General features: G+C 60.6%; 15 protein-coding genes and 1 pseudogene. 7 read left to right on the top strand and 9 right to left on the bottom strand.

Annotated features, from left to right (window positions below):
* Positions 1-207: 207 nt before the first annotated feature.
* The 6 genes from TK06_RS26305 to TK06_RS26330 all read right to left on the bottom strand — a co-directional run bounded on the left by TK06_RS26305 (position 208) and on the right by TK06_RS26330 (position 3,373).
* On the bottom strand, positions 208-546 hold the full coding sequence (locus TK06_RS26305; RefSeq protein WP_063324420.1) for a HopJ type III effector protein: 339 nt from the start codon (positions 544-546) through the stop codon (positions 208-210).
* Positions 539-835 carry a DUF1244 domain-containing protein gene (locus TK06_RS26310; protein ID WP_063324421.1) on the bottom strand — a complete coding sequence of 99 codons (297 nt, stop codon included), beginning with the start codon at positions 833-835 and terminating at the stop codon, positions 539-541. The genes TK06_RS26305 and TK06_RS26310 overlap by 8 nt, the downstream gene beginning before the upstream one ends.
* A 99-nt stretch (positions 836-934) precedes the next feature.
* Positions 935-1,315 (bottom strand): dihydroneopterin triphosphate 2'-epimerase, encoded by a 381-nt coding sequence (folX, locus tag TK06_RS26315; protein ID WP_063324422.1) that lies wholly within the window; start codon positions 1,313-1,315, stop codon positions 935-937.
* On the bottom strand, positions 1,316-1,876 hold the full coding sequence (gene folE, locus TK06_RS26320) for a GTP cyclohydrolase I FolE (protein WP_063324423.1): 561 nt from the start codon (positions 1,874-1,876) through the stop codon (positions 1,316-1,318).
* Between the two features lie 20 nt (positions 1,877-1,896).
* Positions 1,897-2,607 carry a dihydromonapterin reductase gene (gene folM, locus TK06_RS26325; protein ID WP_063324424.1) on the bottom strand — a complete coding sequence of 237 codons (711 nt, stop codon included), beginning with the start codon at positions 2,605-2,607 and terminating at the stop codon, positions 1,897-1,899.
* A 205-nt stretch (positions 2,608-2,812) separates the two neighbouring features.
* Positions 2,813-3,373, bottom strand: a complete 561-nt coding sequence (locus tag TK06_RS26330; protein ID WP_063324425.1) for an antibiotic biosynthesis monooxygenase — start codon at positions 3,371-3,373, stop codon at positions 2,813-2,815.
* Between the two features lie 221 nt (positions 3,374-3,594).
* On the opposite strand from TK06_RS26330, the gene TK06_RS26335 reads away from it, so the two are divergent.
* Positions 3,595-4,554 (top strand): MerR family transcriptional regulator, encoded by a 960-nt coding sequence (locus TK06_RS26335; RefSeq protein ID WP_063324426.1) that lies wholly within the window; start codon positions 3,595-3,597, stop codon positions 4,552-4,554.
* A 143-nt stretch (positions 4,555-4,697) separates the two neighbouring features.
* Here the strand turns inward: TK06_RS26335 and TK06_RS26340 are convergent, their stop codons facing one another.
* Positions 4,698-5,303 carry a hypothetical protein gene (locus tag TK06_RS26340; RefSeq protein WP_063324427.1) on the bottom strand — a complete coding sequence of 202 codons (606 nt, stop codon included), beginning with the start codon at positions 5,301-5,303 and terminating at the stop codon, positions 4,698-4,700.
* A 54-nt stretch (positions 5,304-5,357) separates the two neighbouring features.
* Positions 5,358-5,831: a PAS domain-containing protein gene (locus TK06_RS26345; protein ID WP_063324428.1), complete on the bottom strand. Its 474-nt coding sequence runs from the start codon at positions 5,829-5,831 to the stop codon at positions 5,358-5,360.
* Between the two features lie 153 nt (positions 5,832-5,984).
* On the opposite strand from TK06_RS26345, the gene TK06_RS26350 reads away from it, so the two are divergent.
* The 4 genes from TK06_RS26350 to TK06_RS26365 all read left to right on the top strand — a co-directional run bounded on the left by TK06_RS26350 (position 5,985) and on the right by TK06_RS26365 (position 9,434).
* A complete protein-coding gene (locus TK06_RS26350; RefSeq protein ID WP_063324429.1) occupies positions 5,985-6,440 on the top strand; it encodes a flavodoxin in 456 nt (151 codons plus the stop codon).
* 136 nt (positions 6,441-6,576) lie between these two features.
* A complete protein-coding gene (locus tag TK06_RS26355; RefSeq protein WP_063324430.1) occupies positions 6,577-7,359 on the top strand; it encodes a class II aldolase/adducin family protein in 783 nt (260 codons plus the stop codon).
* Complete coding sequence (locus tag TK06_RS26360) at positions 7,359-8,261, top strand: alpha/beta fold hydrolase (protein ID WP_063324431.1); 903 nt, start codon at positions 7,359-7,361, stop codon at positions 8,259-8,261. The genes TK06_RS26355 and TK06_RS26360 overlap by 1 nt, the downstream gene beginning before the upstream one ends.
* A gap of 261 nt (positions 8,262-8,522) precedes the next feature.
* The gene (locus TK06_RS26365) at positions 8,523-9,434 is read left to right on the top strand and encodes an SDR family oxidoreductase (protein WP_063324432.1); all 912 of its coding nucleotides are present in this window, start codon (positions 8,523-8,525) and stop codon (positions 9,432-9,434) included.
* A gap of 42 nt (positions 9,435-9,476) precedes the next feature.
* Here the strand turns inward: TK06_RS26365 and TK06_RS26370 are convergent.
* Positions 9,477-9,734, bottom strand: a pseudogene (locus TK06_RS26370) (N-acetylmuramoyl-L-alanine amidase); the annotation flags it as partial.
* Between the two features lie 455 nt (positions 9,735-10,189).
* Here TK06_RS26370 and TK06_RS26375 point away from each other — a divergent pair.
* Entirely contained in the window at positions 10,190-11,983 is a 1,794-nt protein-coding gene (locus tag TK06_RS26375; RefSeq protein ID WP_063324434.1) for a DUF1302 domain-containing protein, read from the top strand.
* A gap of 22 nt (positions 11,984-12,005) precedes the next feature.
* On the top strand, positions 12,006-13,373 hold the full coding sequence (locus TK06_RS26380) for a DUF1329 domain-containing protein (RefSeq protein WP_063324435.1): 1,368 nt from the start codon (positions 12,006-12,008) through the stop codon (positions 13,371-13,373).
* The last annotated feature ends 208 nt before the right edge of the window (positions 13,374-13,581 follow it).

The following is a 13,581-nucleotide window of genomic DNA, read 5'->3' on the forward strand; positions in this document are numbered from 1 at the left end:
AAAAGTCGGGATGTGGTGAGGCGCCGCTCACTTGGACTCAGCCTGTGGCGAGGGAGCTTGCTCCCGCTGGGGCGCGAAGCGGCCCCCCAAACCTGGCAACGCGGTGTGTCAGGCAAATTGAGTTTGACTGTTTGGGTCTGCTGCGCAGCCCAGCGGGAGCAAGCTCCCTCGCCACAACAGCGGGCCTCGTCGTAATGGAAGGGGCGATCAGCGCCGTTGCAGCGGCGGCGCCTCGAACTTCACCCCGGCCAACCCATGGGTCATCAGCGCGCGGATATTACCGTGATCGTTGCCGTCAGGCGTGGCCAGCACCGAACGGTAGTGTTCGCCAAACGCCAGCAGCGCTTCTTCATCGCTCAAGCCCTCAAGCAGCGCCAGGCCCAGCGTCTTGCAGGATCCTTCGTTCTGCCCCGCGGCGTTTTGCACGCCACCGTTGTTGAAGGCCTGGGGCTGGTAGTCGTAACCGGCGGCGATAAAGGCCAGGGTGTCGGCGAAGGCATGTTCGCCGCTTTTAAGACGGGTACGCAGGGTATTGAGATCAGGCATCGGGTTTTCCTTTGGCGAACGCCGCTTGTTGTTCGGCGCTGGCTTCTTTCTGGTATTGGGCTTTCCACTCGGCGTACGGCATGCCGTAGACCACTTCGCGGGCGTCATCGAGGCTGACCTCGATCTGGCGTTCATCGGCGGCGGCCTTGTACCACTTGGACAGGCAGTTGCGGCAGAAGCCGGCGAGGTTCATCAGGTCGATGTTCTGCACATCCTTGCGGCTGTCCAGGTGGGCAACCAGCCGACGGAAAGCGGCGGCTTCGAGTTCGAGGCGTTGTTGGTCGTTCATGGGGATCTCTGCGAGGCAGCTTCAAGGGGCGAGCTTCAAGCTGCAAGTTTGGATTTGCGGTGGTCAGGCTTGAAGCTTACCGCTTGAGGCTTGCAGCTGCTACGAAGTAGCCCGACTTGCCGCAAGCGTGATCGACACCGACTCGGCAAATCGCAAGGCGTGGGGTTTGTCGACTTCGACTTCGGCGTATTGCACCGACTCGTTGGTCATGACCAGGTCGAGCAATTCCTGGGTCAGGCGTTCGAGCAGGGCGAAGCGGTTGCCTTCCACGTGGGCGATGATCGCCTTGGTGATGGTGCGGTAGTTCAGCGCGTGGTCGATGTCGTTGTCGCGTACTGCTTCCTGGGCGGCGTAGAGGATGGTCAGGTTGATCAACACATCCTGTTTGTTGAGGATTTCATCTTCGTTGATGCCGATGAAGGTGCGCAGGCGCAGGTCCTTGACCTTGATGCGTGCCATGGCTGGCTGAAGTTGTGGCATTTACTTGCTCCGTCGAATCAATTGCAGGAACTCCTGGCGCGTGGTGCTGGAATCGCGAAAGACGCCGAGCATCACCGAGGTGTTCATGGTCGAGTTCTGTTTTTCGACACCGCGCATCATCATGCACATGTGCTGGGCTTCGATCACCACCGCCACGCCGGCGGCCTGGGTGACCTGCTGCACCGCGTCGGCGATTTGCCGGGTCAGGTTCTCCTGGATTTGCAGGCGGCGGGCGAACATGTCCACCAATCGGGCGATCTTCGACAGCCCCAGGACCTTGCCCGTAGGAATATAAGCCACATGGGCCTTGCCGATGAAGGGCAACAGGTGATGTTCGCAGAGTGAATAGAGTTCGATGTCGGCGACGATCACCATTTCATCGCTGTCAGAGGTGAACAGCGCGCCGTTGACGATCTGCTCGACGCTTTGTTCATAACCATGGCAGAGGTACTGCATGGCCTTGGCGGCACGGACCGGGGTATCGAGCAGACCCTCGCGTTCGGGGTTTTCCCCCAGGCCGATGAGGATCTCGCGGTAGTTCTGGGGCAGGGATAGCGTCATGGTGCATCCTCGAAACAAGGCTATTTGACGTGCCGCCCGCCGTTGACGGTCAGGGTCGTGCCGGTGACATAAGGGTTGTCCAGCAGATAACGCAGGCTCTGGTAGATCACTTCGCTGCCGGGTTCGATGCCCAGTGCGGACTTGGCCAGGGCCTTGGCGCGGTAAGCCGCGTCGTCTTCGGGGTTGAACAGTAGCAGGGCCGGGGCGATGCCGTTGACCTTGATCGCCGGGGCGAACTTGGCCGCGAACGACAGGGTCAAGCTTTCCAGGCCGGCCTTGGTGGCGCAATAGGCGATATGCCGGGCGCTGCCCTTGCGGGTCACATCATCGCTGATGTGCACGATATCCGCCGGGGTTGAACGCCGCAGTAGCTCGGCGCCGTGCAGGTTGATCAGGTAAGGCGCCAGCATGTGCACGCCGAACATGGCCTTGAAGGCCGCGGCTTCGCAGCCCGGGCCCTCGGCCAGCCAGGCCGAGGCGTTGTGTACGATGGCCCGCAGCCGGTCGGTGTGCTGCTTGAGTTGCTCGATAAAGGCCAGGATCCCCGCTTCGCTGGAGAAGTCGGCAAACAGCATGACCGCGCCCAGGTCCCGCAACGTTTGCACGCCTGGACGTTCGGTCCGGTAGGTCGCGATCACCGGTTGCCCGTCTTCCAGCAATCGCCGGGCACAATGCAGGCCGACGCGCTGGGCTGCGCCAGTGATCAGGATCGGAGCGGTGGCGCTGGACATAGGACGGCTCGGTTCACGGCTAGAGCAAAACTATAACAGCGACGCGGGGCGCCTCCTATGTACAAAGTTGAATCCAGAGTTCCCCTGCGGGAGCGAGCTTGCTCGCGATAGCGCACTCATAGGCAATACCTGGTGTGGATGTACCGGCCTCATCGCGAGCAAGCTCGCTCCCACAGGTTTTTTGTCGCCCATGAAGCTGGCGACATCAATGATTCTGCGTAGCCGGCAACGTCCGCTGTGGCGCGCCGTTGAGCCAGTTCGCCAGCAGATGGGTCGACATCGGAATAAACAGGTAGACCATCAGTGGCGTCAGGATCAGCGTACTGATAAACACGCGGCTCAACAGGCCCAGTTCGCCCAGCAGCGGCCCCAACAGGAAATTGAACAACAGCGAGACGGGAAAAAACGCCAGCCAGATGGCCACGGCCTGTTTCCAGCGTGGCGGACGCTGACCGACCGCGCCGAACCAGCCATCGATGCCACGCACGCGGTGTTCGGAGGGATGGGCAAACAGATCGCTGCCCCGTCCCAGCCAGGCCGTGCGGGAGGCAGAGTGTTCCCAGGCGTACAGCGTCTGCTCGTCGGCAAAACGGAAGATGATCTGGAATTCATCGTCCTGGGGCGGTGGCGCGAGCACGCCTGAGCCCAGGTAGCCGGGAAAATCGGTTGCCAGTTGTTCGCCTTCGCGCAACCAGGCGATCAGATCCTGATAGCGTCCATGGGCGACGCGGCGGGCAACCATCAGGGTGACGGGTGAGGTAGACATTATGCATCTCCGTAAGACAGGCGCGGCACTCCGGGTAGGAGGTTCGCGGGGGACGCCCCCGGGGTGGTGGGCAGCGTCTGGTCGCCAAAAAACAGGCAAGGATTATTCCTGATTGTGCGTAAAACAACAAAAACGCACATCGAGTACGTTTGTCCTTGTCATGACATGTCCTGGGAGGGGTAAACTAGGATCCAATTTCCCAGCCGGAATTGTCTGCCAAAATGAGTGTAATCACAGAGGATGGCTTCGTTTTCCAGGCATCAGGCGCCTTGAAACGGGAAGACCTGTTTCCCATTCGCGAAGTCGCGCGCATGACCGGCGTTAACCCCGTGACCCTGCGAGCCTGGGAGCGGCGCTACGGTTTGATCCAACCCACCCGCACCGAAAGCGGGCATCGCCTGTACTCGTTGGGCGATATTGAAAAGGTGCGCAGCATCCTGGCTTGGATCGAGCGCGGGGTGGCCGTCAGCAAAGTGGGAAAGATCCTGGCGAAGACCGAGTCGGTGCAACCGGTCTCCACGCTGATTTCATCCGATCTGGTCAGGGCCGATCATGCCCACTGGCAACAACAGGTGGCGGACGCGGTTAGCAACTTTGACGATGTGGAGCTTGATCGTGTCTACGGCCAGATCTTTTCCACCTATACCGTGCCGATCGTCTTCCAGGACATCCTGATGCCGCTTTGGCGACAACTACTGCAACGCCAGCAGACGTTTGGGCAAGCCAGCGAATGGGTGTTTCTTGATGGTTTCCTGCGTTCGCGCATCATCCAGCGGCTCTTGTTCAAGCGCGAAGGTACGTCGCCGCGTGTCCTGGTCTGCGCGATTGCCGATCATTGCCATGAACTGGAGTTGCTGGTCACGGGGCTTTTCCTGTCCAAGGCGGAAGTGGGCGTCAGGCTGTTGTCGATCGGCCTGCCGTTCGAGGAGCTGACCCTGGTGTGCCAGAAGATCCAGCCGGTGGCATTGGTGCTGGTTTCCAATCACGCGCCGGCGCCAGACTTGCCCAAGCGCCTGGGCAAATTGGCGATGAGCCTGGATTGTCCTTTGATGCTGGCCGGTGATGCATCCGATCTGGCACAGGAGAGCCTGGTTGGATCGTCGGTCGGTTGCCTGGGGAATGAGGGGGCAGTGATGCGCCAGCGCCTGCGTCAATTTCTGGCAGGCAACCTGGATACCTGAATGGTGTGTCCTGTATCACCAGTACTGTTGCTTTTTGACGGCGTCTGTTGCCGTCATGCTGCGTCGGGCTATGACTCGTCGCGGCGTCTTGCCTGACGACAACAGCTACTCGTCAAAAAGAAACGTATTGGCGAAACAGGGCACTAGAGGTGCATGGTCGGATGGGTCAGGCGATGTTGCTGCAGGATGTACTGGCGCAGGCGCTCCGTCTCGTCCTGGTCATTCTGGCTCAAGTGGTAGGCAAACAGGCCGCGATCGGTTTCCCGTTCGAAGGTGCCTCGCAGCGAAATTCTCTCGTAGCCTGATGGGCTGAACCATAAGGCAAACTGCTTCGGCGGTTTGGTCCGACTGCGGTTTTCCAGCAATACGCCTTTGCAGGAGACTTCGTGGACCCACAGCGGTCCCGGCTGACCCTTGATGTTTTCCAGCGCCACCGGCTCTTCGAGCGCCAGGCGCCATGGGCGTATCTTCGGTCCGTCCTCGTAGATGCTTGGCACACCCAAGCGCAGGTGCATCGCGTGGAATTCGTCTTCCACCAGATGCAGCGGAAAGGTCATTTGCTGGTTTTCGAAATTGGCTTGCAGCGTAACCTGCTCATTTGCCGCCAGACGTGTCAGCAAGTCACGGATCTGCGACCCACCGTTTACCAGCAAGCTCGACGTGACATCCCGCTCGTTCAACTGCGGGTTGTGTTGCATGGTCCGGATGAAATCCAGTTCATCCTGCGTCAGGAGGGCATCGCGCTGCATGATCTGCTCGAAATGATAATTTACGTGTTCACTGGTGATTGTAGTGACTGACCATTAATTCGTGGTTTTGTTTGAACCGTCCGTCGCTTCGAGTCGGGCAATTGTCTGCCGCGCTTCGGCCAGCTCCTTTTCCAGCTGGGCGACGCGTTGTTGAGCCTTGACCTGGGTCGTGACGTCTTTTTGCACACCCACGAAATAGGTATGCCCGTCAGCCTGGTTTTTTACCGTGGACAGTGACAACTCATTCCAGAACGGCGTGCCGTCCTTGCGGTAGTTGCGCAGCACCTCACGACAGGTACCGCCCTCTTTCAAGGCTTTGCGAATGGGCTCCAGCGAGGGCTGGTCCCGATCACCCGATTGCAGGAACCGGCAATCCTGATAAAGGATTTCGTCGCGGTGATAACCGGTCAATCGTTCGAAGGCCGGGTTCACGTAGATCAGGATATTGTCTTCACCTTCTTTTTCGGCGATGACAATCCCATCGTTCGAAGCATTGATGACCAGTTGCATCAGTTGAGCGTTGATCATGGGGAGAACCCTTTGAACATCCTTGTAGAAGCAGCATTCTAAAAGAAATCGATAGGCTGTCCACTGGCCATTAGGGCCGTTGAGAGCCATTCGCAGCCTGACAGGTGCAACTGTTACTATCCTGGCTCTTTTTTCAGGTTCAGGATCAGATCGATGAAAGTCGCCATTCTTTCCGGCTCAGTGTATGGCACCGCCGAAGAAGTCGCCCGGCACGCCGCCAAACTGCTTCGCGAGGCAGGCTTTGAATCCTGGCACGACCCTCGTGCGACCCTGGCGGATGTGCAGGCATTCGCACCGCAGGCCGTGCTGGCAGTGACTTCCACGACCGGCATGGGTGAGTTGCCGGACAATTTGATGCCGTTGTATTCGGTCATCCGCGACCAGTTGCCCGGGTTCTTTCGCGGTTTGCCTGGCGCGGTGATCGGCCTGGGCGACGCCAGCTATGGGGATACCTTCTGCGCCGGTGGCGAGCAGATGTGCGAGCTGTTCGTCGAATTGGGCGTACGTGAGGTGCTGCCGATGCTGCGTCTGGATGCCAGCGAGAGCGTCACGCCGGAAACCGACGCCGAGCCATGGCTTGCTGAGTTGATTGACACGCTGCGCCCTTGAAGCGGATGCGCTGACTCGTTCGGCCAGTAAGCTGGCTGCGAACGCAACTACCGCCTCTGAAAGAGCTGACTAGACTGATTTTCTTGCGTAAGACGTTTCGATCGAAACATATAACAAGAAACCAGAGGTCAGAGCCGTGAGCGTAGCGCCCGTCCAAACGACACTCAGCATCAAAGATCAGGTCAGTGCGGCCGAATGGCAAACCCGGGTGGACCTTGCCGCCTGTTATCGGCTTGTTGCGCTGCACGGTTGGGATGACCTGATCTTCACCCATATTTCCGCAAAGGTTCCCGGTACCGAGGATTTCCTGATCAACCCGTTCGGGATGATGTTCCATGAAATCACCGCCTCGAGCCTGGTCAAGGTGGATCAGGCCGGCAACAAATTGATGGACAGCCCCTACGAGATCAACCCGGCTGGCTACACCATCCACAGCGCGGTGCATGAGGTACGCCATGATGTGGCTTGTGTGCTGCACACCCACACCGCTGCTGGCGTGGCGGTATCGGCCCAGAAACAGGGGGTGCTGCCGATCAGCCAGCAATCGCTGTTCGTGCTGTCGAGCCTGGCCTATCACGCCTACGAAGGGGTGGCCTTGAATCACGAAGAAAAGGCTCGCCTGCAGGCGGACCTGGGCGAGAGCAACTTCCTGATGCTGCACAACCATGGCTTGCTGACCTGTGGCGGTACCATCGCCGATACCTTCCTGATGATGTTCACCTTCCAGCGGGCCTGTGACATCCAGGTCCTGGCGCAGAGCGGCGGGGCCGAGCTGATTGCCATCGAGCCGCAGATCCTGGCTGGCGCCCGGGCGATGATCGCCGGGGTGACCAAAAGCGCCCAGGGCATGGGCGGCGCGTTGGCCTGGCCGGCGTTGTTACGCAAGCTCGATCAACAAGACGCCGGGTATCGAAGCTGATGCCCCTGGCCCAGATTCCCCTGCGTATCTGGCGCCAGCGCAGCCAGATCTTCATGTTCCGAGGTCATGCCATCCGTTACTGGGTGGCCGGGCAGGGCGAGCCGCTGCTGCTGATCCACGGGTTCCCCACAGCCAGTTGGGATTGGCATTACCTGTGGCAACCGTTGGCGCAACGCTACCGGGTGATCGCGTGTGACATGCTCGGTTTCGGCGACTCCGCCAAACCGACGGATCACGTCTACAGCCTGCTGGAGCAAGCCGATCTGCAACAGGCCCTGCTCGCGCACCTGAATGTGAGGGGTGCGCTGCATGTGTTGGCCCACGATTACGGTGATAGCGTGGCCCAGGAACTGCTGGCGCGGCATTACGAAGCGCGCATCCATCTCGCCAGTTGCGTCTTTCTCAATGGCGGCCTGTTCCCGGAAACTCACCGCCCAGTCTGGGCCCAGAAACTCTTGCTCAGCCCCCTGGGGTGGCTGCTGGGGCGGGCGTTCTCCCGGGAAAGCCTGGTCAGCAGCTTTCGGCAGATTTTCGGCCCCCGGACCACCCCTACTGAAAGCGAGCTAGATGATTTCTGGAGTCTGGTAGAAGCCCATCGTGGTCCGCGGATCATGCACAAGCTCATTGCCTATATTCCCGAACGCCGTGTGCAGCGGGATCGCTGGGTGCAGGCGATGCAGCGCGGCGACGTGCCGTTGCGGGTGATTGACGGCGCGGTCGACCCGATTTCCGGAGAACACATGGTGGCGCGCTACGAGGCCCTGATCCCGAGCCCGGACACGGTGTTGTTGCCCGACATTGGTCATTACCCGCACACCGAGGCGCCGGTGCAGGTGCTCAAGCATTACCTGGCGTTTCGCGAAGCCATCGCCGCGCCGCACAGACAAATGGCCTGTTCATGACGATACCTTGTGGGAGCGAGCTTGCTCGCGAACGCGTCAGCACATCCAGCATCTATTCTGATTGAAAGACCGCTATCGCGAGCCTGCTCGCGATAGCGGTGCCTCTGCCAGCAGGAAAATCGAATAGGCCGCTGTGGCTTGGGCCCGCATCATCCCCTCACCTTATCGCCCACCATTCACTTGCAACCGTGTTGATTGTGACCGGTCGACTTGTGCCGGACACTCGTGCCCATTGTCCTGTCCGCCTGCTGGAGTTCTGCCATGAGTGAGTCTGTGCGCTTCGAAGATAAAGTCGTGATCGTCACGGGAGCCGGCGGGGGCCTGGGCCGCGCCCATGCGCTGCTGTTCGCCAAGCAAGGCGCAAAAGTGCTGGTCAACGACCTTGGCGGCTCGGCTCAAGGGGAAGGGGCCAACGCCTCGGCAGCAGACCGGGTGGTCGCCGAAATCCGCGAGGCGGGCGGCATCGCCGAGGCCAACCACGACTCGGTGACCGATGGCGACAAGCTGGTACAAAATGCCCTCGACGCGTTCGGCCGGGTCGATGTGGTGGTCAACAACGCCGGGATCCTGCGGGACAAGACCTTTCACAAAATGGACGACGCCGATTGGGACCTGGTCTACCGCGTCCATGTCGAAGGCGCCTACAAGGTCACCCGCGCCGCATGGCCGCACCTGCGTGAGCAAAACTACGGGCGGGTGATCTTCACCGCGTCCACGTCCGGCATCTACGGCAACTTCGGCCAATCCAACTACGGCATGGCCAAGCTTGGCCTGTATGGCCTGACCCGCACCCTGGCCATCGAAGGCCGCAAGAACAATATCCTGGTCAACGCCATCGCCCCCACCGGCGGCACGCGCATGACCGAAGGCCTGATCCCGCCGCAGGTATTCGAGCAACTCAAACCTGAACTCGTCAGCCCGCTGGTGGTGTACCTGGCCAGTGAAACCTGCCAGGAAACCTCCGGCCTGTTCGAAGTGGGCGGCGGCTGGATGGGCAAGGTGCGCTGGGAGCGCAGCCTGGGGGCGGGCTTTGATCCGCGCAAAGGTTTTTCGCCCGAAGACGTCGCCGCCCATTGGCAGCAGATCTGCGACTTCGAGGGTGCGGTACACCCGAACGACAATCTGGAAGCCTTGAAAGAAATGATGGCGAACTTGCAGCGCTACGCTGTTTGACTCGCCGCCTCGACCGGTTGCCGTCAGCGACGGCAACGCCGGTCAGGGAATGTATTTCTTCACCAGCGCTGCCAGGTTGGCAGCGGTCTCGATATCCATCACGCCGTCATGTTTTGCCGGACGAAAGTGCAGCTGAAACGCGCGTACCAGCCTCTGAAAACCCGCACCTGTCGTGGCGGCCGACGTGTCATATCCATATTTCTTGAACAGCCCGAGCAGTTGCTCGCGAGTCGGCAAACCGTTGCATTGGTAAGCCTGCGAGTAGGCCTTTTGCGTGGGTTCATCAAACCACGCACCTATCGAGAAATAACCCGCAAATAAAAAAGGCCGCTGCAAAAAGCAGCGGCCTAAGCGTGACGTTGCAAAGGAGCTACAAACCAACGTCGGTAAACACGGGATGATGGACCGATACGCCAATCCATCCGAAGACGGTGTGCCAGGCATGAGGGATGCCATGAGGCTTGTGCTTGCAGGCCCGTTGCCCTGAAAGCCCGGCCAGCATAGGCATCGAGCCCCGCGGGAAACAGCCCGGATTCAGACATGCACCGTTGCAGGGCGCGTAACAGTCGAAGGCTGGGCATGGGTATGCGCGGCGCTGATGACCCATCATCCAGTCCATCCATGCACGGCGCAAAGGCCTGCGCCGCATGGGCTGTAATCCTTTTTAGGTACAGCGCGAATACCTCCTTGGTGCGCTTATCGCCCCTGGCGTGCGGCAGTAGGGTGAAGCCTCTGTCACTCACCGGGGAAGACGCATGACAACAATAACAATGCGCGCCATCTTCAAGCCGCAGGCGCTGGCCGTCGCGGTGGCCTTGGGTTGCTGTGCCCAGGCGCAGGCCGTTTCATTCAACATTGGCGAGATCGAGGGTCAGTTCGATTCGTCGTTGTCCGTGGGCGCAAGCTGGGGCATGCGCGATGCCGACAACGACCTGGTTGGCACGGTCAACGGCGGTCGGGGCCAATCGTCCACCGGTGATGATGGGCGGCTGAATTTCAAGAAGGGCGAGACCTTTTCCAAAATCTTCAAAGGCCTGCACGACCTTGAACTCAAGTACGGCGATACCGGCGTGTTCGTGCGTGGCAAGTACTGGTATGACTTCGAACTCAAGGATGAAGGCCGCGAGTTCAAGGACATCAGCGACAGCAATCGCAAGGAAGGCGCCAAGTCCTCGGGGGCGCAGATTCTCGATGCCTTCGTCTATCACAACTATTCCATCGCCGATTTGCCGGGCACCGTGCGCGCCGGCAAGCAGGTGGTCAGCTGGGGGGAAAGTACCTTCATCGGCAACTCGATCAACAGCATCAACCCGGTGGACGTGTCCGCGTTCCGTCGTCCTGGTGCGGAGATCAAGGAAGGCCTGATCCCCGTGAACATGCTGTTCGCCTCCCAGGGCCTGACCGACAAGCTCACCATCGAAGGTTTTTATCAGTTGGAGTGGGACCAGACCGTGGTGGATAACTGCGGCACGTTCTTCGGCAACGACGTGGTGGCCGATGGTTGCACCAGTGGGTACACGGTGGGCAGCCCGGCGATTGCGCCGTTCGTGCCCTTGACCCGGGCATTCGGCCAGGAGATCCAGGTGTCCAGCGAAGGGGTGATCATTCCCCGTGGCGGCGACCGCGACGCCCGCGACTCCGGCCAGTGGGGCACGGCGTTGCGCTGGCTCGGCGATGATACCGAGTACGGCCTGTACTTCATGAATTATCACAGCCGTACGCCTACCGTCGGGACCACCACGGCGGGGCTGTCGACGCTGGCGGCGTTGCCGGGAATGGTCACGATCGCCAACGGCCTGGCCCCTGGCAGCGGTGCGGGTCTGGCGCAAAGCGTGATGCTGGGCCGTGGTGGGTACTACCTTGAATACCCGGAAGACATCCGCCTGTACGGCGCCAGTTTCTCCACGACGCTGCCCACCGGCACCGCCTGGACCGGGGAAGTCAGCTACCGTCCCAACGCACCGGTGCAGGTCAACACCAACGACCTGACCCTGGCGCTGCTCAACCCGATTGCCGGTGGCGCGACATCGCCCATCGCGACCTCGGCCGGGGCGGATAACACCGGCTACCGGCGCAAGGAAGTGACCCAGGTCCAGAGCACCCTGACGCACTTCTTCGATCAGGTGCTGGGGGCTGATCGCCTGACGCTGGTTGGCGAAGCGGCAGTCGTGCATGTCGGTGGCCTGGAGTCCAAGGACAAGCTGCGTTATGGCCGTGACTCGGTCTATGGCCAATACGGCTTCCAGGGCGACACCGATGGTTTCGTCACCTCGACGTCATGGGGCTATCGCGCCCGGGCCATCCTCGATTACTCCAACGTGATCGGCGGGGTGAACTTCAAGCCCAACGTGTCCTGGTCCCACGACGTGGCCGGCTATGGCCCCAACGGTCTGTTCAACGAAGGCGCCAAGGCCATCAGCGTTGGTGTCGATGCCGACTACCGCAACACCTACACCGCCAGCCTGAGCTACACCGACTTTTTTGGCGGCGATTACAACGTTCTCGAAGACCGCGACTTCCTCGCGTTGAGCTTCGGCGTGAACTTCTGATCTGGCTGACAAGGAAAACCCAATGCGCAAGATGATCCTGCAATGCGGTGCCCTGGCCCTGAGCCTGCTGGCCGCGAACGTGATGGCGGCGGTCTCGCCGGATGAAGCGAATAAACTGGGTACCAGCCTTACGCCGTTGGGCGCGGAAAAAGCCGGCAATGCCGATGGCTCGATTCCGGCCTGGACCGGCGGCATTCCGAAAAACGCCGGTGCCGTGGACAGCAAGGGCTTTCTGGCCGACCCGTTCGCCAATGAAAAACCGCTGTTCACCATCACCGCCGCGACCGTGGACAAGTACAAGGACAAGCTGTCCGAAGGCCAGGTCGCGATGTTCAAGCGCTACCCGGAAACCTACAAGATCCCGGTCTATCCGACCCACCGCAGCGTGGGCCTGCCGCCGGAAATCTACGAGTCGGCCAAGCGCAGCGCCCTCAACGTGAACGCCATCAACGACGGCAATGGCCTGGCCAATTTCACCGGCAACCGCTACTACGCCTTCCCGATTCCCAAGAGCGGCGTGGAAGTGCTGTGGAACCACGTCACCCGTTATCACGGCGGCAACCTGCGCCGGGTCATCACCCAGGTGACGCCGCAGACCAATGGCAGCTTCACGCCGATCCGCTTCGAAGAAGAAATCGCCGTGCCGTTCCTGATCAAGGACGCCGATCCGGAAAAGGCCAGCAACGTGCTGACCTATTTCAAGCAGGAGGTCACTGCCCCGGCACGTCTGGCCGGTAACGTACTGCTGGTGCATGAAACCCTCGACCAAGTGAAGGAGCCACGCCTGGCCTGGATCTACAACGCCGGCCAGCGCCGGGTGCGTCGTGCCCCGCAAGTGGCTTACGACGGCCCGGGCACCGCCGCCGACGGGTTGCGCACCTCCGACAACTTCGACCTGTTTTCCGGCGCCCCGGATCGCTACGACTGGAAGCTGGTCGGCAAAAAGGAAATGTACATCCCGTACAACAGCTACAAGCTCGATTCGCCCAGCCTCAAGTACGACGATGTGATCAAGGCCGGCCATATCAATCAGGACCTGACTCGTTATGAATTGCACCGGGTCTGGGAAGTGGTCGGCACGGTCAAGCCCAGCGAGCGGCACATCTATGCCAAGCGCCACATGTACATCGACGAAGACAGCTGGCAGGCGGCGCTGGTGGATCACTACGACGGTCGCGGCCAGTTGTGGCGGGTGGCCGAAGGTCATGCCCAGTTCTACTACGACCATCAGAACCCGGGCTACACCCTCGAGGCGCTCTACGACATCATTGCCGGCCGCTACATCGCGCTGGGCATGAAGAACGAAGAGAAACACAGCTACGAGTATGGCTTCGAAGCCCGGGCCGCCGACTACACACCGGCAGCGCTGCGTTCGACCGGGGTTCGCTAACCCTTCGGACGGACACCGCATCTGTGGCGAGGGAGCTTGCTCCCGCTGGGGCGCGCAGTGGCCCTGAAACCAGACGGCTCGATGTATCAGGTGCATTGAGTGGACCGTTTTGGGGCTGCTGCGCAACCCAGCGGGAGCAAGCTCCCTCGCCACGGGACCGAGTCTGATTTGAACCCGACATGACGACCGGCAGCAAACCTGCCGGTCG

Source organism: Pseudomonas fluorescens, assembly GCF_001623525.1.
GTDB classification, from domain to species: domain Bacteria; phylum Pseudomonadota; class Gammaproteobacteria; order Pseudomonadales; family Pseudomonadaceae; genus Aquipseudomonas; species Aquipseudomonas fluorescens_Q.